At 42.0% G+C, this 22,226-nt stretch carries 21 protein-coding genes; 7 read left to right on the top strand and 14 right to left on the bottom strand.

The window, feature by feature from the left end; all coding sequences use genetic code 11:
- Positions 1-64: 64 nt before the first annotated feature.
- From BLS59_RS05410 to BLS59_RS05385, 6 genes are all read right to left on the bottom strand, one after another.
- Entirely contained in the window at positions 65-1,549 is a 1,485-nt protein-coding gene (locus BLS59_RS05410; protein ID WP_091145779.1) for a nicotinate-nucleotide adenylyltransferase, read from the bottom strand.
- Positions 1,550-1,771: 222 nt separating this feature from the next.
- Positions 1,772-2,188 carry a DUF4348 domain-containing protein gene (locus BLS59_RS32665; RefSeq protein WP_394330837.1) on the bottom strand — a complete coding sequence of 139 codons (417 nt, stop codon included), beginning with the start codon at positions 2,186-2,188 and terminating at the stop codon, positions 1,772-1,774.
- A 100-nt stretch (positions 2,189-2,288) separates the two neighbouring features.
- Entirely contained in the window at positions 2,289-3,386 is a 1,098-nt protein-coding gene (locus BLS59_RS05400; protein WP_091145772.1) for an ABC transporter permease, read from the bottom strand.
- 127 nt (positions 3,387-3,513) lie between these two features.
- Complete coding sequence (locus tag BLS59_RS05395) at positions 3,514-4,278, bottom strand: ABC transporter ATP-binding protein (RefSeq protein ID WP_091145769.1); 765 nt, start codon at positions 4,276-4,278, stop codon at positions 3,514-3,516.
- Between the two features lie 79 nt (positions 4,279-4,357).
- Positions 4,358-4,570, bottom strand: a complete 213-nt coding sequence (locus tag BLS59_RS05390; RefSeq protein WP_091145766.1) for a hypervirulence associated TUDOR domain-containing protein — start codon at positions 4,568-4,570, stop codon at positions 4,358-4,360.
- 408 nt (positions 4,571-4,978) lie between these two features.
- Entirely contained in the window at positions 4,979-5,302 is a 324-nt protein-coding gene (locus BLS59_RS05385) for a DUF6686 family protein (protein ID WP_240315155.1), read from the bottom strand.
- A gap of 323 nt (positions 5,303-5,625) precedes the next feature.
- On the opposite strand from BLS59_RS05385, the gene BLS59_RS05380 reads away from it, so the two are divergent.
- Positions 5,626-6,531, top strand: a complete 906-nt coding sequence (locus tag BLS59_RS05380; RefSeq protein WP_091145763.1) for a hypothetical protein — start codon at positions 5,626-5,628, stop codon at positions 6,529-6,531.
- Between the two features lie 11 nt (positions 6,532-6,542).
- Here the strand turns inward: BLS59_RS05380 and BLS59_RS05375 are convergent, their stop codons facing one another.
- Together BLS59_RS05375 and carA are read right to left on the bottom strand one after the other, a co-directional pair.
- Positions 6,543-6,956 carry a hypothetical protein gene (locus BLS59_RS05375; protein WP_091145760.1) on the bottom strand — a complete coding sequence of 138 codons (414 nt, stop codon included), beginning with the start codon at positions 6,954-6,956 and terminating at the stop codon, positions 6,543-6,545.
- A 120-nt stretch (positions 6,957-7,076) separates the two neighbouring features.
- Positions 7,077-8,177 (bottom strand): glutamine-hydrolyzing carbamoyl-phosphate synthase small subunit, encoded by a 1,101-nt coding sequence (gene carA, locus BLS59_RS05370; protein ID WP_091145756.1) that lies wholly within the window; start codon positions 8,175-8,177, stop codon positions 7,077-7,079.
- 372 nt (positions 8,178-8,549) lie between these two features.
- Between carA and panB the strand changes: the two genes are divergently transcribed.
- The 3 genes from panB to BLS59_RS05355 all read left to right on the top strand — a co-directional run bounded on the left by panB (position 8,550) and on the right by BLS59_RS05355 (position 13,177).
- On the top strand, positions 8,550-9,365 hold the full coding sequence (gene panB / locus BLS59_RS05365; protein ID WP_091145753.1) for a 3-methyl-2-oxobutanoate hydroxymethyltransferase: 816 nt from the start codon (positions 8,550-8,552) through the stop codon (positions 9,363-9,365).
- A gap of 111 nt (positions 9,366-9,476) precedes the next feature.
- Positions 9,477-10,205: an RluA family pseudouridine synthase gene (locus BLS59_RS05360; protein WP_091145750.1), complete on the top strand. Its 729-nt coding sequence runs from the start codon at positions 9,477-9,479 to the stop codon at positions 10,203-10,205.
- A 488-nt stretch (positions 10,206-10,693) separates the two neighbouring features.
- Positions 10,694-13,177: a TonB-dependent receptor gene (locus BLS59_RS05355; protein WP_091145746.1), complete on the top strand. Its 2,484-nt coding sequence runs from the start codon at positions 10,694-10,696 to the stop codon at positions 13,175-13,177.
- A gap of 141 nt (positions 13,178-13,318) precedes the next feature.
- On the opposite strand, the gene BLS59_RS05350 is transcribed toward BLS59_RS05355, so the two are convergent.
- Positions 13,319-15,127, bottom strand: coding sequence for a MutS-related protein (locus BLS59_RS05350; RefSeq protein ID WP_091145743.1), 1,809 nt, complete (start codon positions 15,125-15,127; stop codon positions 13,319-13,321).
- Positions 15,128-15,194: 67 nt separating this feature from the next.
- On the opposite strand from BLS59_RS05350, the gene rlmH reads away from it, so the two are divergent.
- The gene (gene rlmH / locus BLS59_RS05345; RefSeq protein WP_091145740.1) at positions 15,195-15,668 is read left to right on the top strand and encodes a 23S rRNA (pseudouridine(1915)-N(3))-methyltransferase RlmH; all 474 of its coding nucleotides are present in this window, start codon (positions 15,195-15,197) and stop codon (positions 15,666-15,668) included.
- Between the two features lie 232 nt (positions 15,669-15,900).
- Positions 15,901-16,833, top strand: a complete 933-nt coding sequence (locus BLS59_RS05340) for a cation diffusion facilitator family transporter (protein ID WP_091145737.1) — start codon at positions 15,901-15,903, stop codon at positions 16,831-16,833.
- Between the two features lie 394 nt (positions 16,834-17,227).
- On the opposite strand, the gene BLS59_RS05330 is transcribed toward BLS59_RS05340, so the two are convergent.
- The gene (locus tag BLS59_RS05330; RefSeq protein WP_091145729.1) at positions 17,228-17,749 is read right to left on the bottom strand and encodes a DUF5606 family protein; all 522 of its coding nucleotides are present in this window, start codon (positions 17,747-17,749) and stop codon (positions 17,228-17,230) included.
- Between the two features lie 69 nt (positions 17,750-17,818).
- Positions 17,819-18,256, bottom strand: coding sequence for a peptidylprolyl isomerase (locus BLS59_RS05325; RefSeq protein ID WP_091145726.1), 438 nt, complete (start codon positions 18,254-18,256; stop codon positions 17,819-17,821).
- Positions 18,257-18,578: 322 nt separating this feature from the next.
- Here BLS59_RS05325 and BLS59_RS05320 point away from each other — a divergent pair, with 322 nt between their 5' ends.
- A complete protein-coding gene (locus BLS59_RS05320) occupies positions 18,579-19,760 on the top strand; it encodes an asparagine synthetase B (RefSeq protein ID WP_091145722.1) in 1,182 nt (393 codons plus the stop codon).
- Between the two features lie 461 nt (positions 19,761-20,221).
- Here the strand turns inward: BLS59_RS05320 and murI are convergent, their stop codons facing one another.
- The 3 genes from murI to BLS59_RS05305 form a co-directional block, all read right to left on the bottom strand.
- Positions 20,222-21,064, bottom strand: coding sequence for a glutamate racemase (gene murI / locus BLS59_RS05315; protein WP_091145718.1), 843 nt, complete (start codon positions 21,062-21,064; stop codon positions 20,222-20,224).
- 69 nt (positions 21,065-21,133) lie between these two features.
- Positions 21,134-21,646, bottom strand: coding sequence for an OmpH/Skp family outer membrane protein (locus BLS59_RS05310; protein WP_091145715.1), 513 nt, complete (start codon positions 21,644-21,646; stop codon positions 21,134-21,136).
- Positions 21,647-21,694: 48 nt separating this feature from the next.
- Positions 21,695-22,225 carry an OmpH/Skp family outer membrane protein gene (locus tag BLS59_RS05305; protein ID WP_091145711.1) on the bottom strand — a complete coding sequence of 177 codons (531 nt, stop codon included), beginning with the start codon at positions 22,223-22,225 and terminating at the stop codon, positions 21,695-21,697.
- Position 22,226 lies beyond the last annotated feature (1 nt).

Below are 22,226 nucleotides of genomic sequence, written 5' to 3'. Positions count from 1 at the left end.
AATTCGCAAATTTGCATTTATTTAACATGAAATTAAAGAGCTATTTTGAGGTAGTTTTTGGTTACTAAATATCTGACAATGCTCCCGGGAAATTCCCTGCGGCTGTCTCCATAGCTGGGTCAACCGGGTGTGGATAGCCAAATAAATACCTGTCTTTTATTATGGCAGCAACTTCTGGTGGTACAAATTCTTCCCAGCCTTCAGCGCCTTGCTTTATCAGCGTAAGTACATTATCGGTTTCTACATGCAGGTTATTTTCATTATAGTGCCTGATGTCCTCTATCTTATTATTGGCTATCAGGTAACGGAACAGATCGATAAGGTGCGGCGGCGGGAAAAACTTCAAGCAATTCCAGATTACCCCATCCCGTAAGGTTGGGTAAATAAACAGCTTTACCTTGCGGCTGAACAAGGTAGCGAACGACTCTAAAATCCCCCCTGGCAAATCCTGGTAATGTTCTTCCGAAAATATATACTCTAAATTGGGATAGCCCAAAACCACGCCCATTTTTAGCTTGGTGATCTTTGAAAGATAGGCCACCAGTTTATAATACTCGTGAAAATTAGATATCAGTACCGTTTGCCCAAGCGAGCAAAGAATATCTACCCTATCCAGGAAATCTTTTTCATCAATTTCCGCGGTTTCGCCGGCATCACGCTCTTTTAACGATTGCAGCGTAAGCTCGGTAACTACCACTACATTCTTTTTGTCAACATCGGGTTCCTGCAAAAACTGCTTAACGCCGGTGTTCAGCATATCCATGTGCACGTTAATAACCGGGCGGAACCGACCGCGTACCACAACAATATGTTTTTTATACAATACCTCTGATGGCTGCAAATTTTGCCCACCCGGACTAAACACCGCCGCATCAGAAAAACCGTATTTAACCAGGTGCAAACTCATCAGCCGGTTATCTATCTTGCTAAAATCGGGCCCTTCAAAACGGATCATATCAATCTGGATCCGATCCCGCGACAGGTTATCCATCAGCGAAAGCAAAAATACCGGGGGAATTTCATGATAATTGAAACACGCATATATAAGGTTTACCCCCAAAATACCTGCCGCCTGCTGCTGCAAGATGTTATCATTATCAAGCAGTTTAACATGCAGTACTATATCATTATAAGCGCCATTGGGTGTTAACTGAAAACGTACCCCCATCCAGCCGTGCCCATCATTTGTTTTGTGGTAATTAAGGGCCGAAAATGTATCAGAAAATGCGAAGAATTTGGTTTTATCGCCGCGTAATTTAGCAAGGCGCTCTATCAGCAAACCATATTCGTGGTTTAGCATAGCTATCAACCGCGATTCGCTTACATAGCGTTTGGTTTCCTGTACCCCGTAAATAGCGTCGGAAAAGATCATGTCATAGGCCGACATGGTTTTGGCAATGGTACCAGATGAAGCACCGGCTTTAAAGAAATTAGCAGCTACCTCCTGCCCTGCGCCAATTTCGGCAAATGAACCATAAATTACAGGGTCGAGATTAATGGCAAGCGCTTTTTGCTTTGTTCCTATATCCTTATTATGAATCACATTCATAAGTCTGTTATTTATATTTTACTGTGGCAATTATCAGCATTTGATAATATGCCATAAAAATACGAATTTTTAAAGAACGAAGCAGAGAAGCTTACAAAGAAAGCAAGGAATAAGGCTCAAATTTTACATTAGCTCAAACAATCAGCATGTTAAATACACAATTGGGGCAATTGAATTTACAGGATGTTAATATGGGCGTATTTGAAGCTAATAATATAGCGCTTAATCAGACATATCAGTTATCCCACAAAGCCACCATTTACCGTTCTTAATTTGAAAATGATATACTACCTGAACACCGGTATCTGTTATAGATAACTTTACGTCCATTTCGCTTTTGGTTCTGCTAGATTTATTTAACTCGATGTTTTTTATTTTGACAAAATTGGTGTACGTCCATTCACTTTTTTTCATGAATTTGATATGCCGTCCGTCCTCTGTGATAGATATCACTTTCAAAGGAAATTGAATTCTGGACAATTGGAAGCTTCGATCGGATTCAAACTTGTTGAAAAACGAATCAAATTTTAAATCAATTGTGTCTGCACTCTTCGTTAATACCAATTTTGTAAAAGCGGTCTTTGAAAAACTATCTATCCCTTTATTCTGAAAGTTATTATAGCTAAAAAAAGATAGCATTAAAATAGCAAAAATATTTTTACACGCTAAGAAAATCATACTCAATATTAAAGCTTGATATTTATTTCTTGATTCTTACTTCTTGATTCTTCTTTAGCCATTATTCCCACTTAAAGGTTTTAACCGCCACGGCGTAAACAATCACAAACCATATAAGCAATATCAGTAACTGGTGAGTAACATCGCCCAACCCGGCACCTTCAAAGGCAACCTTGCGCATAGCATTATTAAGATGTGTAAGCGGCAGCGCATTACTGATATACTGCAGCCATTTTGGAAATGCCGATACCGAAAAAAACGTACCCGACAATAAAAATTGCGGCATGGTAATAATGTTGGATAGCGGCGGCACGGTGCTTTCATTTTTGGCGATGCCAGATATGATGAAACCAAACCCCATAAAAATTATCAGCCCCATGGCCGAGAGCACCAGCATATTTAGCACTGTAACTACACCGTGAACCAGCGTAAACCCAAACAGGTAATGCCCAACCAATATAATAAACAGCGCACCTAATAAGGAGAAAGCTATGCGGGCTATGGCTTCGCCTAAAACAATGCTGGAGCGTTTTACGGGCGTTGCAAAAAAACGTTTGATAACCAAGGTTAAACGCAAGCTAAGGAACACAAACGCGGTACCAAAAACCCCGCTGCTTAATATGGAGAAGCCCAGCTGCCCCGGCAAAATAAAATCGATGTATTTATATTCACGGCCAGATACGGTGGTTTCCCTGATCTCGGCCTGTGGCGGCGAATTAACCTGCGCGCCATTGTTTATATTATAATAAATATTGCTGAGTACAGATCGCAGGATATTCCCCTTTTCGCCCGATGCCTTGGTGTATTGAACATTAACGGTATAGGCTGGTCGGGCGGCGTTCTTTTTTATGTCAATAATAGCGTCTATGGTTCCTTTGGACAGGTTGTTTTTCATGTCCTCTTCAGACTGATCTCTTATAAAGTTAACCACGTTTACATGCTTAAGCGCCTGGTAAACCGGACCAATTGTATCGCAAGTTTTGGCAACACCTACATCTACCTTAACACCGCCGCCGCCAATATTGGCAAACACAACAATAAATATAAGCGGGAACGCCAGCGTAAATACCACCGCCGACGGACTGCGTAATATCGACCGGAAACTTGCTTTGGCAATGGCCAGGGTTGCTTTAGTATTGCTATATGGTTTTGGGTTCATTAGTTCAATTGTTCATTAGTTCATTGGTCATTTTTGCTTCGTGTCATCGGTCATTGGGTCATTTGCCTGCAGCGTCATTTATTTATCTTTTTCGACTGCTGGCTGCAAACTCAAAACTGCAAACTGGCTATCCTTCCCGCCATTCTTTACCGGTGAGGTTTATAAAAACATCTTCGAGGTTGGCCAGCTTAACTTCTTTCTTGCGCTCGAAACCGGATGCTACCAGCTGATCTATAAAATGATCGGGGGTATCAATGCCTATGATATGGCCGCCGTCTACAAAAGCAACGCGGTCGCATAGTACTTCGGCTTCATCCATATAGTGCGTGGTAATTACAACGGTGGTGCCCTGGTCGCGGATCTCGCGGATCAGGTCCCAAAGATTGCGGCGAGCCTGCGGGTCGAGTCCTGTCGTTGGCTCATCTAAAAAAATGATACGTGGGTTATTGATGAGTGTAGTAGCTATAGAAAATCGTTGTTTTTGGCCGCCCGAAAGATCTTTATATTTTGCCTTGGCCTTATCGGTAAGTGCAACCTTTTCCAGCATCTCCATAGGTGTTTTATCAATGCCATATAAACCAGAGAACAGGTCTATCAGTTCCGATAAATTAAGATTGGGATAGTAGCCGGCCGCCTGCAACTGCACGCCGATGCGTTGCTTGATGCTGTTTTTATCGGTTTCGATATTAAAACCATCAACGGTGATCTCCCCCGAGGTTTTCTCGCGAAGGGTTTCAATAACTTCGAGGGTGGTGGTTTTACCGGCACCGTTGGGACCAAGCAAACCGAAGATCTCACCCTCATAAACTTCAAAACTAATGCCTTTTACGGCTGCAAAATCGCCATAATTTTTTACCAGGTTTTTAACAGTGATAATAGGTTGTTTTGCCATAGCGTAAAAATGCATCAGAATAATGAAATAACCATGAATTATTTTAGGCCTCACCCGGCCCTCACCAAAGGAGAGGGAATTAGGATGAGGCTTTTTTTATTTCGCTTTCAGATTTCAACACTTTGCCGCCGTCCTTTTGTTGTATTTCATAGGCAGGTTCGGTTTTGCTGGCATCACGTTTTACTTTAGCGCCTTTTATGGTTTTAGAAACGGGCTCCTCGTGCTTGTTAACAATTTTGCCTTCGGCCTCATATTTGCCCCATTTCCAGGTTACGTTATCTCCCTTTTTCATAATGTTAAATATTGATGTACTAATTAACAAGCGATAACGCATATTGATTTGGTAAAACTATTTTACCAGGTGACCAATTGAATGGAGCAATGCCCCGAGGTGTTCGGCAGCTTTAACAGCTAAGTGAATTAATTGTATGGCGAGTAAAGTTTTCATAGTGTTTGTGATTTGTTGAGTCAAATGTGCAAACAGATTGAAATTTTAGCTATAGTTATTAGGCGAAGCCAGCCAAACTTCCGGTAAACAGCAGGAAAATGTCGACGAATACGGCCTACTTCCGGTGAAGTTTACAACCGTTGATTTTAGGTATTAAATGAATTGATCTGATAATTTCGAAACATGAATGATACGGTTAATCAAAGCGATTTAATCTGCACATCTGAAATCTGCATATTTGCACATCTACAATCACTCCCCTTCCATTAACGCATACACCTGCTGCATATAAACGGCTTCGTCCATAGCGGCTTGAAAATCTTCCCACTCTTCGGTGGTAAAGGCAAATTGTACATCGTTAACCGGGGTGCGCAATACTATACGGTCCTGTCCATCCGGAAACGGGAAACTTTGGCCCACAATATCAAGTTCCTGGGTAAAATCCTTAAACTGCGTAAACTGCTCGGGCGAGAAGCTGAGCACCAGGTTATTATTCCAGATGAAGATACAACGGCACTCCGAACAACGGCTTATTACCGATGTACCTGCCTGGCTTAATACTTTTGCGCTACACATAGTTTTTACGGATTTTGAATTGGTGCCTGCCCTGTAGCAAAGCCATGAAGCATTTGCCGCAGAGCAGGACTTTATATTTTCAGATAGATTTGTTTTGCTGATCTGCAATTATTCTAAATACAGCTGTTTCGGTTGGTCGGATACAGTTAACATAAAAACCGTTGAAAGAACTTGTTTTTTTCATTGCAGGTGACGTTACATTTATAACAAGAGCAAAGAAATAGCTTATTTATAATAAATCCAAATAAAAATAAGAAAAGATTTAGCAGTTCCTTTTACTGTATACCATACTTAAACAATACTTTTGATTACATCTTAAAACTATGAAGGGATTAGTAATAAAAATATGCGCCGCTACGATATGCTTTTTATTGACCCATTGCAGTTCCTTCGCTCAGGAAATTAATAAGCTAAAGCTTACGTTTGCCGGCAAAACCTATGATTATTTTGAAACCAAACCTACCATCCCGGTAAAGGGTTTACTTATTTTACTGCCTTCAGCCGGTGAAAAACCTAAAAGTATTTTCGGCAAAACGGCATTGCCAAAGCTTATAACGGCAAGTGGATATATCACCATAACGCTTGAAATTGCGCCCCGCATGTTTGCCGATGACGAATGTATAAGCGAGCTTAACGAATTACTTAAAATAAAAACAGCGCAGTATGACCTTACATACAAAGATGTGGTTATCGGCGGCCTGTCTGTTGGTGGTGCTATGGCACTTTGCTACACCGAATACCTGAATAGCCAAAAGCAGCCGGTAAAGTTGAAAGCTGTTTTAGCTATCGATCCACCTGCCGATATGGCCCGGGTATACGCATCAGCACAAAAAGAAATGGAGTACAATTGTCCTTTGATTGCGCGCGAAGGAAAATCTGGCAAGGCATCACTGGATGAAGCAATGGGCGGCTCGCCCGAATCCAGTCCAGATGCTTATTTGCGGAGGTCGACATATTCAGCCCAGGCACCAGACGGTGGCAATGTCCGGTTTTTGAAAGATGTACCTGTAAGACTATACAGCGAGCCCGATCTGGAATACGTTAGGAAAACCTATTGTGCCGAACTACAGTTCTTTAACCTCAACGCTTACGACCTTGAGAAGATGATTGTTACCTTAAAAAGCCTGGGCAACACACGTTCGGCATATATCACTACCCAGGGAAAAGGGTTCCATAGCTGGAACATTGTTGATGCGCAAGATTGCGCCAATTGGATAATGGCACTATAACTAATACGGTATTATGCAAGCAATTGAGTTAGGGTATTAAACCAATCCTTATCGTGCGTGTAAATTCCGTTAAAATCGATAATTAAATAAATACATTGCGTTTGTAAGGCCAAGATATAATATTCTATGCGCAACGGCTGCCAAAGTATGCCCAGGCTTTTTACCGCTATTTTTGGAAATACATCGTCAAAACCAAGATAGATTTGCTTCATGGCAGATAGCGGGATGGTAAGGTCTTCTTCATCATCGGTAAACCCTTCAATTATCAGTTCGGCCTCGCTTAACGCAATGTTGCCTTTATGATGATGCAGCACCGGGCCCATTGATATCATCCCGTTTATGATCTTATCGGTTTGCGATACCTCGGCCATTTCATAGTCGTAACTCCAGTGAACGGTTCCCTGCAATAAAAAATTGATAGCCATATGTAGTATGATATTATCTGTAAATATATGATTAGCGCACAAAAAAGCCTTTTAAGTTTTAAACTTAAAAGGCTTCTCTTAAATCTGCACATCTGAAATCTATCATCTGCACATCTAACGCTATTGCATCAATTTTATAAAATCGTCGAACAAATAACGTGAATCATGCGGACCAGGAGATGATTCCGGGTGGTATTGTACCGAGAATGCTTTTTTATCCTTTACGCGGATGCCTTCTATTGATTGATCGTTAAGGTTTACGTGGGTAATCTCCACTTTATCTGATGCGCGCACCGCCTCTGGTACTACACCAAAACCGTGGTTTTGTGAAGTAACCTCGCAATGGTTAATAATAATATTTTTTACCGGGTGGTTTAATCCGCGGTGACCGTTAAACATTTTTTTCGTTGGGATATCATTAGCCAAAGCCAGCAACTGGTGACCTAAACAGATTCCGAACATTGGTTTATCGGCAGCTAAAATTTCCTTTACCGTATCAATAGCATAAGGCATAGCCGATGGATCGCCGGGGCCGTTTGATATAAAGTAACCATTTGGCGCAAAATCCTTTTCCATTTCGGCATAAGAAGTTTTTGCGGGGAATACTTTAGCGTAAACGTCGCGATCTTCAAAGTTGCGCAGAATGTTTTTCTTAACACCAAGGTCAAGCACGGCCACTCGGTAGGCGGCATCTTCTTTACCAAAAGTATAAGTTTCGGTGGTTGATACCTGCGATGAAAGTTCCAAACCATCCATTGAAGGCACTTCGGCAAGTTTTGCTTTCAGCTCTTCAATATCCAATATTTCTGACGATATGATGGCGTTCATTGCACCCTTATCACGAATATGGCGAACAATTTGGCGGGTATCTACATCAGAGATACCTACAATATTTTGCGATTGGAAATAATCCTGTATAGATTCATCGGCCTGTTTGCGGCTGTAGGCTATGTTGTAGTTTTTACAAACCAAACCGGCTATCTGTATATTACCCGATTCTACTTCGATATCGGCAATGCCGTAATTACCAATGTGTGCGTTGGTTGCTACCATTATTTGCCCAAAGTATGATGGGTCTGTAAAAATTTCCTGGTAGCCGGTCATCCCTGTGTTAAAGCAGATCTCGCCGGTGGTAGTACCTATTTTTCCGGCAGCTTTACCGTAAAAAACGGTTCCGTCGGCCAAGAGTAGTACAGCAGGTAATTTAGTGAAATGATTCATTTTGCAAAAAATTTGAAAGGATTATTAGTTCGGATTTTCTGGCTTGAAGCTCCGTGAAAAAACACCGGAAGGTGGAAGTTTGATACCCCTTTATTCACGGTGCAAAAGTATGATTATATTTTGAATTTCAGAATTGAGATTTTAAATTATTTCGAAATTCGGAATTTGGAATTCGGATTTGGGTTTTTATTGGAGATTTAGACTTCCATTGTTCGACCAAAATTATACTTAAAAAGCCCTTTTAATTCCTGATCTCCTTTCCAAATCCGAAATTCCAATTCCGAAATCTCAAATCAATAAATAAATCCGAAATCGAAATTTCCAAATCCGAAATTAATAATAACCTTTGCAGTGTCTGAAACACACATAACTATGTCTGTAAATAAAGAAGTTAAAAGGATCACCACGCATATCCTCCAGGAAATGAAAAACCGTGGCGAAAAAATAGCCATGCTTACCGCCTATGATTACTCTATGGCCGCTATTGTGGATAACGCCGGGATGGACATTATTTTAGTTGGCGATTCAGCCTCGAACGTAATGGCCGGGCACGAAACCACGTTGCCTATAACGCTGGATCAAATGATCTATCACGCATCGTCGGTTGTTCGTGCAGCAAAGCGCGCGCTTGTAGTGGTCGATCTGCCTTTCGGTTCATACCAGGGCAATTCTAAAGAGGCATTAAATTCGGCTATCCGTATCATGAAGGAAGCAGGTGCCCATGCTGTAAAAATGGAAGGCGGTATAGAAATTGCCGAATCTGTTAGCCGCATACTTACGGCAGGTATACCGGTTATGGGCCATCTGGGTTTAACTCCGCAATCTATTTATAAATTTGGCACTTACACTGTACGCGCCAAGCAGGAAGCAGAAGCACAGAAATTGCGTGAAGATGCCCTTAAACTGCAGGAATTGGGCTGCTTTGGCATCGTACTTGAAAAAATACCTGCCAAACTGGCTAAAGAAGTAAGCGAAAGCGTGCAGATACCTACTATAGGTATAGGTGCCGGCAGGCATTGCGACGGACAGGTTTTGGTTATCCATGATATGTTGGGTATTAACGACGGGTTTAAGCCCCGTTTTTTACGCCAATACTCCAATTTATTTGAGCAAATGAATGGAGCTATAAAAAATTACATCGGTGATGTAAAATCAAAAAGCTTTCCCAATGAGCAGGAACAGTATTAGATAGATGTGCAGATTATAGATGTGCAGATTTCAGATGATTAATTTGATGATGATTATCCAGATTTTTAAATAAACAAATCCGAAATCTCAATTCCCAATTCCGAAATAAAAATGGCTCGTCCCGAATTTAATTATACCAGTTTTGATATTACCGATAAGGATGTTCTTTATGAGGATAACCACCTTATTGCTATAAATAAGCGCGCCGGCGATATTGTACAGGTTGATGATACCGGCGATGAATCACTGGACGATAAGGTAAAAAAATACATTGCTCAAAAATACAACAAACCAAACGGCGCATTTTTAGGCGTAGTGCACCGGTTAGACAGACCCGTGAGCGGTGTGATCCTGTTTGCCAAAACAAGCAAAGCATTGGAGCGGATAAACAAAATGTTTAAAGGCCGCGAAATGCACAAAACCTATTACGCCGTTGTGCGCAAACGCCCCCAGCCCGAAGCCGGCAACCTGGTACACTGGTTGGTAAAAAATCCGCAGAAAAACGTAACCAAGGCGCACGATAAAGAAGTAGTGGGCAGTTCCCGGTCGGAATTAAACTATAAACTTGTTGGCGAGCTAAACGGTTATTATTTAATTGAGGTCGACCCGATCACCGGTCGCCCGCACCAGATCAGGGTACAGCTATCAACCCTGGGCACCCCCATTGTTGGCGATAACAAATATGGCTATCCAAGAGGTAGCCTGCGTAAAAGCATTTGCCTGCACGCACGCCGGCTTACATTCATCCACCCCGTTAAAAACGAACCCGTTGAAATCATAGCCCCCGTTCCGCACGATGGCTTTTGGGAAAAGTTTGAAGGAATGATGGTGGGGGAATAATTCAAAAGTAAAAATTCGAAATTCAAAATTTCTTTACTTCGGTATTTAATCCTTTTTGTCATTACGAGTTTCAAAATCCGTGGCCTCTGAGGGTTGGAATGACAAGGGGAATTATAAGAAAAGGGCTGTCATGCTGAGCCTGTCGAAGCATAGCGGGCAAAGGCCTCTACGCGCGACCCTTCGACAAGCTCAGGGTGACAGGCCCTTTACACATAACTTGTCATGGGTAGCGATAGCGTGGCAATCTCGTCACACCCATCTTTTGCAGACGCTAACCATCCTATGGGATTGCTTCGTTCCTCAATGACAAGGTTTTAGACTATTAACATCCCCAAGCCCCTTTTTGACTTTTTAATTTTGACTTTTAACTTTCCTTTCCGTCAGCATAGTGTAACATATACATTACAGTTGATGTTTTGACAAAAAAAACGGCATTTAGGCTGTAACATTTGAAGTACTTTCGCCTCCAATTACGAAAATACTCAAAAATGAAACGTTTTTACACATTTATAGCACTTATCTGCTTCGCGGTTTCGGCACATGCCCAATTCGGCGGCACCGCGAGCGGACCATCTATTACCGGCCGAATATCAGGCACAGTCATAGATTCTGTTACAAAGAAGCCAATGGACTACACCACTGTTGGTTTATACCGCAGCGGCGGAAAATCGCCAATTAACGGCGTTGTAACAGACGATAAAGGAAATTTTAAAATTGATGGCATTAAACCGGGATCATACAAAATAGTGATCTCATTTATCGGTTACCCATCAAAAACGATTGACCCTATTGTTACTTCGGCATCAAAACCCGATAATAAAATGGGTACTGTATTGCTTGCCCCAGGCGCTCATGCCCTGGCAGAAGTTAATGTTGTTGGTGCAACGCCGCTAATTGAAAACAGAATTGATAAAATAGTTTATAATGCCGAAAAGGATTTAACAGCCGCCGGTGGTAATGCTACCGACCTGCTATCAAAAGTGCCATTGGTATCTGTTGATATCAACGGTAACGTATCTGTACGCGGCGATCAAAATGTGCGTGTGCTTATTAACGGTAAGCCTTCAGGTGCCACATCGGCCAATCTCTCTGACGTGTTGAAAGCCATCCCTGCAGATCAGATCAAGACCATCGAGGTAATTACTTCGCCATCGGCTAAATATGATGCGGAAGGTTCTGCCGGTATCATCAATATTATCACTAAGCAAAAAAATGTATCGGGCCTTAGCGGCGGTATAAGCGGTGGTGTTGGTACCAGACAAAATAACGGTAACCTTAACCTTAACTACAACAAAAACAGGTTTAATTTAACTACCAACATTGGTGGTAACGCTTCATGGCCGCAAACCTCGCTAACCGAGTTTCACCAGGAGATCAATTCAGATAGTATCCACTCTGTTACCGATTCAAAAGGTACAAGCCGTTTAAAAAGGCATGCGGTTGTTGGTTCGGTAGGTGCAGGTTACGAGTTTAACGGTTACAACAGCATTAACACAACCTTTAAATTTAACCAGATACAGTTTAATACCAACGGCGAATCAAATACGGTTTCTGCCACCCCATATTCAAACACTACTACAAACCGTAATAAAATTGACGGGTTTGACTGGAACCTTGATTATACACACAAGTTTAAAAAGGAAGGTGAAGAGCTTGATTTGTCGACCCAATGGAGCCACAACTCGGGTATTACAGATTATACCAATATCTACACCGCTGCATTCCCTAACCTGCAAAATAACATAGATGCCAGAAGCAATGAATACACTTTTCAGGCCGATTATATTTTGCCAATAAACAAAACATTTAAACTGGAAGCCGGTGGTAAAACCATATTAAGAAGAATAAACAGTGCATCTGATTATTTCACTTACACAGCAGGCGCGTTCGTGGTAGACCCAATAAGGTCAAACACTTACAATTACAACCAAAATGTTTTTGCAGGATACTCTGTATTCACCATTACCCTGCCTAAAGATTATTCCATACTTGCAGGTTTCCGCCTTGAAAATACCGACATCCACGGCGAGCCATTTAATGCCGCGCAGGATCTTGCACCGTTCGATCAGAACTATAATACCTATGTACCAAGCTTAACCATCCAAAAAAAGCTATCGGCTACAAATACATTAAAGTTATCCTATACCAAACGTATAAGCAGGCCAAGCATCCAATACTTAAACCCGTTTGTTAATCAAAACAACATACAGGGCCAAACAATTGGTAACCCAACTTTAAACCCGGAAGTATCGCAAACCGTTGAACTGGGCTTAAATTCATTCATCAAAACATCGATACTTAATTTATCGGTTTATTATAAACACACCAGTGGCTTAATTGAAGGTATAGCCTCACCTATATCGGTTATTGTAGATGGCGCGGAGCAGGGCGGTACGTTAACCACCTACCAAAATATTGGTAACAACAATTCATTGGGCGGCAGTTTCTTTGGCACCATTAATCCATTTAAGTTTTTAACCATTATTGGTAACATTAATGCCTATACCTACAAACCAGATCCATCTGGAGTTTTCCATCTGGCACAAAGTCAAAATGGTACCAGTATCCAATACGGAGGTTTCCTGAGGGCTACGGCAACATTGCCAAGCAACTTCCTGGCAGAAACATTCGCGTTTGGTAACTCATCGCGCCGTACTATCCAGGGAACAACCCCTACTTTCAGTATATTTGGTGTGGGTGTAAAAAAACAACTGATGCAAAAGAAAATGGCTATCGGTGTTAATGTGATCAGTCCGTTTGCCGAATACAAAAGCTTTAACTCTGATTTAAGAAGCCCGGGCTTTGTACAAACCAGCAAGTTCCAGTTACCATTCCGCTCATATGGCTTAACGTTTAGCTACAACTTTGGTAAACTAAACTTTACCGCTCCTAAAAAAGGCGTTAACAATGATGACCTTAAACAAGGCGACCAAGGCATGGGCGGCGGTGGTGCCCCAGCCGGTGGAAGATAGGCGCAGTAGAATCAAGAGCCAAGAATTAAGACTAAAGTAAAAGGGCCGGTAGATAAATCTTCCGGTCATTTTTTTATTGAGTTATATACTAATTAAGTGAAGTTTTCTTAATTCTTGATTCTTGGCTCTTGATTCTTCTCCCTACACAGCATCCACATCAATACCAATTTGTTTAAGCAATAACGAGGCGTTAAAAGTTTTACATTCGCCGTGCTTTATTTTATAGTCAAACAGCATTTCGCCGTTAACCACCTGTATATCAAAATAGAAGTTGCGCACGTAATCCGGATATTTTGTTTCCAGCTGGGCAATCTGCAGATCATGGGTAGCCACCATGCCCACAGCTTTTTTGCGAATAAGCTGCTCTATTACCGCTTTTGAACCAAGATATTTATCAACTGAATTGGTACCGCGCAGCATTTCATCTATCAGGAAAAATATCTTTGGTTCGTTCTCCACTGCGGCAAGCAACATCTGCAAACGGTCGAGCTCGGCTTTAAAGGTAGATGTGCTCTCGTTCAATGAATCTTTAATACGCATGTAGCTGATCATAGTTATTACTGATACTTTCATGTTCTTAGCACACACAGGCGCACCGCAAAGGGCCAGCACAGTATTGATCCCTATGGTACGCAGAAAAGTACTCTTACCCGCCATGTTAGATCCAGTGATGATATCAACCTTAAAGGCATCTTCCAGTTCGTAATCATTTTCAATACGTTTGGCAGGGTCGATAAGTGGATGCGCCAGTTCTTTGGCTGTCAGCGTATAACCTGCCCTATCGTCAATTTCCGGGTAGCTCCATTGCGGGTAATTAATTGCCAGACCGGTAATACTAAGCAACGCTTCAAACTCGGCAATTACATCAAAGGATGCTTCCAGACTTTCGTTATTCTGGCGTTTCCAGTTTTCAATAGCTATAACCTGCTTAATGTCCCACAGAAAAAACAGGTTGAGAATACCGCCCACTATCATATTTAAATGATAATTAAGCTTGTTAATAAGCGACGCAAGCTCCTTTATTTTGTTTGATGTTTGCGCAGTTTTTAACTGCGCGGCCAAATGGGCAGTGTAGGGCGCCTGCCATTGCTCCTCTTCAATAAGCTTAAATACTTCGGCATAATTGGCAAGCGTATTACCAATTTTACCGGCTATCATATCGGCCTTGGTAATATAGCTGGCTTTTGAAGTAACCAATCCCATGTTAACTATACCTAATACGATTGCTGCTATCCTTGCCTCCGGAACGTACCAGGCGGCAATTATTATGGCGGTAAAAAGATAAGGTGCTATTTTAGCATAAAGCGTAAGCCATTTTTCGCCGGGCATATCTAAAGAAAGGCGCAGGTATTTAAACAAGTTATTAAGCTGGTTAACATCCTGTTTTATGGCGAATAGCAGGCGGGTTTGCACATCAAGCTTCCAGTTGTTTTTTGTACCGAGCTCTTTAACAGCAGCCTGCCGTTGTAATACAATAGCCTTTGACGATGGCTTATCAAACCATGCAGCCAGCTTATCGTTTCCGGTTGATGTGGCGGTGCGGTTTACCAGTTGGTACAAGGAGGCGTTACCAAAAATATCCAGATCGGCGGTATAAAAATGCTTGTCGTTGGCAAAGCGCGCACCATCATTGTAAATATTGGCTTTAGTTTGGATGCTGGCAATCTCGTTGTTATTAACCGTTTGCAGATCATCAAAGTATTTCTTTAGTTTCTCGAACCGGCTTTGGCGGGCTACAAGCCATGCAAATGCAAACACCAGTAACACAAATGATATGGCTACAATGGTAAAGTTATCTTCATGAACAGCTATAGATATAGCTACCACCACCAAAGCAAAAATGCTTAACCGCAACAGCGAATAAGTATTGGCTAATCTTTTGTAATTCGTGGCTTCCTGCTGCGCCGCCGCGGCTCTTTGCTGGTAATCGTTAATAATATCCTGCTGCATGGTTTGTTAAAAAAGTTGTAGCTAAATAAACACATATATTTTAAATAAACGTTTATTTGTTTCAGATATGAAGATCACTTTTTTAACCGTTGGTAAAACAGAGGATGCCTATTTAAAAGATGGCATTGATAAGTATGTAAAACGCCTTAAGCACTACACCAAACTTGAACTGGTTGAAATTAACGAACTAAAAAACACTAAAGCGCTAAGTGCCGATCAGCAAAAGGCCAAAGAAGCCGAACTAATCCTCAAGAAAATCACCCCGCTTGATTATGTGATCCTGATGGACGAAAAAGGCTCCGAATACTCATCAACCCAGTTTGCGGCCTATATCAATAAAAAAGAGATTAGTTCATCGGCCAATCTTATCTTCATTATCGGCGGTCCTTATGGCTTCGATACGTCCGTTTATCAGCGTGCAAACGATAAAATTTCCCTCTCGCGCATGACGTTTTCGCACCAAATGGTACGCCTGTTTTTTGTAGAACAACTATATCGGGCCTATACCATTATTAAAGGCGAACCGTACCATCATGAGTGATTGGATGTGCAGATTACGGATGTGCAGATTTTAGATTTCAAATGTGCAAATGCACGTTCTGAATGATTATTTATCCGGTTAAAGAGATTGTAGTGCATTTTTTCTAATCCAACAATCCGACAAATCTGTTTAATCCCGCTTCACACACTCATAACATGAACTTCTGATTAAGACAAGCATCTGCATATCTGAAATTTGCATATCTGCACATCAAAAATCCTATCTTTGCCTTATGGCAGGTCACGATCATTCACATTCACACGGAGGACATCATCATCATGATCATGCACCCAAGCTCGATCATTTGAATACCGCATTCATAATCGGTATAATTTTAAACTCCGCATTTGTGGTTGTTGAGGCCATTACCGGCTTCACCACGCATTCCTTATCGCTGCTTACCGATGCCGGTCATAATTTAAGCGATGTTGCAGCGCTGGCCCTTGCGCTGCTGGCCTTTAAGCTTACCAAGGTAAGCGCCAACAGCAAGTACACCTATGGCTACAAACGGTCTACCATTATTGTGTCGTTCTTTAATGCGATGATACTTTTTGTAGCGGTTGGCTTTATCGTTTACGAAGCTATTATGCGCTTTATGCACCCCGAAACAGTATCGGGCGGCACAATGGCCTGGGTTGCTTTTATCGGCATTGGTATTAACGCCTTTACAGCCTGGCTTTTTGTTAAGGACAAAGATACCGACCTTAACGTTAAAGGCGCCTACCTGCACATGGCAGTTGATGCCATTGTATCGCTTGGAGTAGTAATATCGGGCATTATCATCTATTTTACCAACCTGTATTGGATTGATAGCGTAGTGAGTATCATTATTGCCATTGTGATATTACGCGGCACCTGGAGCCTTTTAAAAGACAGCCTGCGCCTGGAGATGGACGGCGTACCTGCCGAAATGGATCTCGAAAAGATCAAAGCCGAACTAATGAAGGGTAAAGGCGTAGTAGATGTTCACCACATGCACGTTTGGGCTTTAAGTACTACGGAGAACGCTCTCACCGCCCACCTTGTTATCAAACCCGAGGCCATTGCCGATTTTGACAGCATCAAACACGACCTTCGGCATCGCCTGGAACACCTGGACATAAGCCATAGCACCTTTGAACCCGAGTTTGCCGATGAAAAATGCGGGCAGCCCGAGTGTTTGTAAGGGCTTTAGATGCTAATAGCCAAATACAACAAATCAGATGAATACAGCCAAAGCCTTAAAGGTTATTTTAATTATAACCTGTATTCAACTATTGATATTTATTGCATGGCCTATATATATTTTCTCTACCGAAAACCTCGGATTAGGTGTTTTCGGAATAGGTTTTATATTTGCTTCGCTGATGATTTACTACCTTGTTTATCTGGTATCTCTTACGAGATATATTGAAACAAAGCCTATTGAACCCAAGGTTGGCTCAAGGATATTTTTTAACATTTTGCCTATCATAATTTATGCCTTAATTTTCCTATTTGATTAATAATAGGAAATCTCTTAATAACAAAGCCCCGATGATCACTCACCGGGGCTTTATTATTTAAAGACTATAAATTACTTAAGCTTTTTTAGTAGCTACCTTTTTAGCTTTTGCTTTTGGAGCTTCGGCAACTATAGGTTCGGCTGCTTTTTCTTCGGCTACCGGTGCTTCCGCAACTGGTGCAGCTTCGGCTTCAGCAACTGGTGCTTGTGTGGGATCGGGCTCATTAAACAACGGCAGATCTTTCAAGAGCTGGTACCATGATATTACCTTTTTCATATCAGAGGCATAAACCTTTTCCTCGTCATGATCTGGCGCTACCTCAAAAAAGAAGGTCCTTAACTTTTTGCCATCGGCTTTAGTATCAGGAATGCTGGCAGCACTTTTCATCTCCTCAAAAACATCAATAAGCTTTATATCATCATCTACTCCAAAAATGGTGATCTCGCTAAGCGCGGCCAGTTTGGCGGTAGATAAGTTTACTATCAGCTTTGTTTTTTGAGCATCAAGGCTCTCCAATACATAACCGGTTTTATTTTGCGCCAAAGCTCTCCACAAACCCGGTTTGCCAGATACGGCTACAATTCCTTGTAAATTCATATAATTTGGTTGATTAAGTGAGCGGTTGATTGAGTTAGATTGAATTAACTAATAACAACTCACCATTCACTAATCTTCTATTACTTCGATGGTTAAAATTTTATCGCCCTGGCGTATATCGTCAACTACGTCAACGTTTTCAATAACTTTACCAAAAACGGTGTGGTTACGATCTAAGTGAGCAGTGTTTGCACGGCTATGGCAAATGAAAAATTGTGAGCTGCCAGTGTTACGACCAGCATGAGCCATTGAAAGCACACCACGATCATGGTATTGGTTTTCGCCGGTTAGTTCGCAATCAATTTTGTAACCTGCACCACCAGCGCCAGTACCGGTTGGATCGCCGCCCTGTACCATAAAATTAGGGATAACACGGTGAAAAGTCACATTATCATAAAAGTGTGAACTTGCTAATTTTTTAAAGTTAGCTACGGTATTAGGAGCATCATTGTCGTAAAATTCTACGGTCATATCGCCCTTTTCGGTTTTGATTATTGCTTTGCTCATTTTATTGACGTTTTTTTTGAAAAACAGTTGGCAAAGGTAATGATTTGGGACGAAAGGTGAAAGGATAAAGGTAAAAGGCGAAAGGTTAGGAAGAAAGATAATAATAATACCTTTCCCGTTTATTCGTTACATTTGATATATAAGCATCAATATAAAACTGATATCTAAAGTGAATAACAACTCCCATAAAAAATGCCTTTCACCTTTTGCCTTTCACCTTTCACCTATTTTTCAACGCCTTTCTCCTCTTTTCCGCTGCCTTTTACCTTTTACCTTTCTCCTTTTACCTCTTTTAACAAGGGCTGCTTCTATTTTGATCCCTATGGATGATGAGCAAAAAGACCACTTGAAATCATACGGCATAGCTTTCTGGACGCTGAAAAACGGCGAAGAGGTAGACTGGCTGCTCAACTATCGCGGGGGTAGTTTTATGATGAAATATGGTACCAAACTGGAGGAAGAATGCAAAATACGGGGCGTTAGTTACCAGGTACTGGCAGATGCCCAGGCTACCGATATCATTACCCAGGTAAGCGATCCATCGGTTAATATGGATGTTGTTAAACTGGAGAAAGCACCTAAAATGGCCGTCTATTCGCCTAAGAACAAGCTTCCATGGGATGATGCTGTAACCCTGGTACTTAAATATGCCGAGATCCCCTACGATGTGGTTTACGACGAAGAGGTGATTCGCGGCGACCTGCCCAAGTATGATTGGCTGCACCTGCACCACGAGGACTTTACGGGCCAATACAGCAAGTTTTACGGGGTTTACCGGTATGCGCAATGGTATATGGACGATATGAAGATCCAGGAGGCCATGGCACACCAGCTGGGTTTTAAAAAGGTATCGCAAATGAAGCTGGCAGTAGCCAAAAATATCCGCGATTTTTGCGCGGGCGGTGGATTTCTGTTTGCAATGTGCTCTGGTACAGACACTTTTGATATTGCACTGGCCGCAGCAAACACGGATATATGCGAGCGCATGTTTGACGGTGATGCCGCCGAACCAAACGCCCAAGCCAAGCTCGACTTTTCGCAAACATTTGCTTTTCAAAACTTTACACTGGATATGAATCCTATATCGCACCAGTTCAGTAATATTGATGTTACTGTTACCCGGCAGGTTGAACGCCAGCGCGATTTTTTTACCCTGTTTGATTTTTCGGCTAAGTGGGATGTGGTGCCGAGTATGCTTACACAGGACCATGACAAGGTAATTAAAGGCTTTATGGGCCTTACAACGGCCTATAACGAACGTTTGCTGAAGCCGGGGGTAACTATCATGGGCGAAATGAAAACCGCCAACGAAGCACGCTACATTCACGGGGAGTACGGTAAAGGCCAGTGGACATTTTACGGGGGCCACGACCCGGAAGACTATCAACATTCAGTGGGCGATCCCCCTACTGATCTTAAGCTCCACCCCAATTCGCCGGGGTACAGGCTGATCCTTAACAACGTACTTTTCCCAGCAGCCAAAAAGAAAAAACAGAAAACATAGTGGGCAGTTGGCAGTGTGCGGTTGGCAGAAATACATTTCGTCAGTAGCCGTCAGTACCTCGTCAGTAGCCGTCAGTATGTCGTCAGCAACCGTCAGTACATCGTCAGTAGCTTTTCAGGAACCGTCTAACCCACTTAACAAGATCAACCGAAATTGACTCCCTTCTTGAGAAGGGGTGCCGCCGGATTGCGCGGTAGCGGGGATGTGTTAATCGCCACAAAAGCACAGGTGTTGGAAAGACTAAAAGGTTGTCATTTCGATACCAGGAACGAGTGAGAAATCTTATTCGATATGCAATTGGAGCTTTGGGTTCCGCAGAAGATTTCTCTTTCGCGCCATACTCTTACCCACGCTTGCTCTCTCGAAATGACAACCTTTTTATATAAATTAACTACTCCCAACACCAGTGGCCACAAAACCCATGAAATAATAGGTCCGTCAGCAGCTTCAGGAACCACTCCCTAACACTTCACCAGATCATTGGCCGATACGAAAGTTGATTTTACGGGTGCCGAAAAAAACAGAGAAGCATGATGATCAAAGTCGGCGGTATCATCTGTGGTGGTATAAAATTCGTTGTGACCATTACGGCTCAGGCGGGTTTCCATTTCGGGGTGGCGGTGCAAATAGTCAACCAAACTTTTGGCCACTATATCGCCCTGCGAAACTACTTTAACATTGGCCGGCAGGTTGGCCTCAATTTTTTGTTTGATAATGGGGTAATGCGTACAGGCCAGCAAAATGGTATCAATCTGGGCCGATTGCGCCATGATCTGATCAAGGTACAGCTTTACAAAAAAGTCGGCACCGGGCTGGTTGTACTCGCCGTTTTCAATGAGGGGCACCCAAAGCGGGCAGGCTTGCTGGTAAACTTTAACATCCGGAAAAAAATTCTCTATCTCCAGCAGGTACGAGCCCGATTGTACGGTTCCCTTGGTGCCCAGCACCCCTATTTGTTTGGATTGGGTATATTGACCAATAATTTCGGCAGTGGGCCTTATAACGCCTAAAACGCGCTTTGATGGATCGGCGTTTTTAAGGTCATGCTGTTGTATGGTGCGCAGGGCCTTTGCCGATGCTGTATTGCAGGCAAGGATAACCAATGGGCAACCCTGGTCAAAAAGCCATTGTACGCACTCCCAGGTGTACTGGTGAATGGTGCTGAATGACCTGTTGCCATAAGGCGCACGGGCATTATCGCCCATGTATATATAATCATAGCCGGGCAGTTGCTCAATTATCGATTTAAAAACCGTTAAACCGCCAAAGCCCGAATCAAAAATACCTATAGGTTGCCTTTGCATATCTACAAAAATAAAAAAAGCGCCCCGTATATACAGGGCGCTTTTTTATAAATGACTAATAATTGATGATTATTTTAATCCTAATTTAAGTTTTACAGCTGGTAAAAGATCATCAGCATCAGGAGATACCAATAAGGTGATCTGTGATGAATCTAATACGTAAGCGTAACCTTTTTCTTTAGCAACGGCATTAACAGCGGCGGTAGCTTTGTCAATAAGTGGTTTGCCCAGTTCATTGCTTTTTGCAGTTACCTGTTGTTGTGCGTTGGTTTGAAAATCATTCATACGTTTTTGCATATCCTGTAATTCAGCACCTTTTGCGCTACGTACAGCATCTGTCATTTTATCCTGAGTTTTTTGGAATTCCTGACCTTTTGTAGTGTACTCATTGTTCATGGTAGTTAACTGATCCATGAAAGTTTTTTGGTATGCCTGCATCTGTGTTTGTACAGTTTTTGCTTCGGGCATCAGATCAATTAGCTGATTAAAATTAATATGGCCAATTTTAGTTTGCGCATTGGCAAAGTTGCCCGCAAATATCATTCCTACTGCAACTAAAGCAACTTTAAATAGTTTTTTCATTTTCCTTGTTCTGTGTTTAATAATAGTCTGTTTATTTATTTCAAAAATTTATTTAGCAAATACTCCGGGTTTAAGCCCTAATTTGGTGATCACATCTGCGCTTTTATCATAACGCGGATTGGCATACAGCATTATTACTTCGCTGTTTTTGTCAAAAATCATGTCGAGGTTTTCATTTTCGGCTACTGCTTGTACAGCTTTAGACACTCTATCCTGAATTGGTTTAACCAGTGCTGTGCTTCTTTGTGAAAGCTCACCATCGGGTCCAAATTTCTGGCGCTGAAAATCTTTGGCAGCCTTTTCCTTTTCCACAATTTCGCCCTCGCGGCGTTTCTTTATATCGGCCGTCATTAAAACCTGATCGGCCTGGTATGCTTTGTATAAGCGGTCTATCTCCTGAAAACGGCCGTCAACCTCTTTTTGCCACTGATCAGATAATGCTGCCAGTTGCTTTTGCGATGAAGCATACTCAGGCATGTGCTTTAATATGTAATCCGAATCAACATAAGCAAAACGTTGGGCATAAGCTCCCGCGAATGCTGTGAACGTTAAAATGGTTATTAAAATTATCTTCTTCATA

It is taken from the genome of Mucilaginibacter pineti, assembly GCF_900101875.1.
In the GTDB taxonomy this organism is placed as follows: Bacteria; Bacteroidota; Bacteroidia; order Sphingobacteriales; family Sphingobacteriaceae; genus Mucilaginibacter; species Mucilaginibacter pineti.
Note: the sequence above shows the minus strand (reverse complement) of the source record. Positions and strands in the feature narration are given on the sequence as shown.

Coding starts and splice junctions, on each gene's coding strand:
- BLS59_RS05330 (WP_091145729.1), bottom strand. CDS start 17,749: ATGAATTTACAAGGAATTGTAGCCGTATCTGGCAAACCGGGTTTGTGG.
- BLS59_RS05350 (WP_091145743.1), bottom strand. CDS start 15,127: ATGCAGCAGGATATTATTAACGATTACCAGCAAAGAGCCGCGGCGGCG.
- BLS59_RS05310 (WP_091145715.1), bottom strand. CDS start 21,646: ATGAAAAAACTATTTAAAGTTGCTTTAGTTGCAGTAGGAATGATATTT.
- BLS59_RS05395 (WP_091145769.1), bottom strand. CDS start 4,278: ATGGCAAAACAACCTATTATCACTGTTAAAAACCTGGTAAAAAATTAT.
- BLS59_RS05390 (WP_091145766.1), bottom strand. CDS start 4,570: ATGAAAAAGGGAGATAACGTAACCTGGAAATGGGGCAAATATGAGGCC.
- BLS59_RS05340 (WP_091145737.1), top strand. CDS start 15,901: ATGGCAGGTCACGATCATTCACATTCACACGGAGGACATCATCATCAT.
- BLS59_RS05375 (WP_091145760.1), bottom strand. CDS start 6,956: ATGGCTATCAATTTTTTATTGCAGGGAACCGTTCACTGGAGTTACGAC.
- BLS59_RS05360 (WP_091145750.1), top strand. CDS start 9,477: ATGGCTCGTCCCGAATTTAATTATACCAGTTTTGATATTACCGATAAG.
- BLS59_RS32665 (WP_394330837.1), bottom strand. CDS start 2,188: ATGCTATCTTTTTTTAGCTATAATAACTTTCAGAATAAAGGGATAGAT.
- BLS59_RS05325 (WP_091145726.1), bottom strand. CDS start 18,256: ATGAGCAAAGCAATAATCAAAACCGAAAAGGGCGATATGACCGTAGAA.
- BLS59_RS05380 (WP_091145763.1), top strand. CDS start 5,626: ATGAAGGGATTAGTAATAAAAATATGCGCCGCTACGATATGCTTTTTA.
- BLS59_RS05385 (WP_240315155.1), bottom strand. CDS start 5,302: ATGTGTAGCGCAAAAGTATTAAGCCAGGCAGGTACATCGGTAATAAGC.
- BLS59_RS05355 (WP_091145746.1), top strand. CDS start 10,694: ATGAAACGTTTTTACACATTTATAGCACTTATCTGCTTCGCGGTTTCG.
- BLS59_RS05400 (WP_091145772.1), bottom strand. CDS start 3,386: ATGAACCCAAAACCATATAGCAATACTAAAGCAACCCTGGCCATTGCC.
- BLS59_RS05305 (WP_091145711.1), bottom strand. CDS start 22,225: ATGAAGAAGATAATTTTAATAACCATTTTAACGTTCACAGCATTCGCG.
- BLS59_RS05410 (WP_091145779.1), bottom strand. CDS start 1,549: ATGAATGTGATTCATAATAAGGATATAGGAACAAAGCAAAAAGCGCTT.
- panB (WP_091145753.1), top strand. CDS start 8,550: ATGTCTGTAAATAAAGAAGTTAAAAGGATCACCACGCATATCCTCCAG.
- carA (WP_091145756.1), bottom strand. CDS start 8,177: ATGAATCATTTCACTAAATTACCTGCTGTACTACTCTTGGCCGACGGA.
- rlmH (WP_091145740.1), top strand. CDS start 15,195: ATGAAGATCACTTTTTTAACCGTTGGTAAAACAGAGGATGCCTATTTA.
- BLS59_RS05320 (WP_091145722.1), top strand. CDS start 18,579: ATGGATGATGAGCAAAAAGACCACTTGAAATCATACGGCATAGCTTTC.
- murI (WP_091145718.1), bottom strand. CDS start 21,064: ATGCAAAGGCAACCTATAGGTATTTTTGATTCGGGCTTTGGCGGTTTA.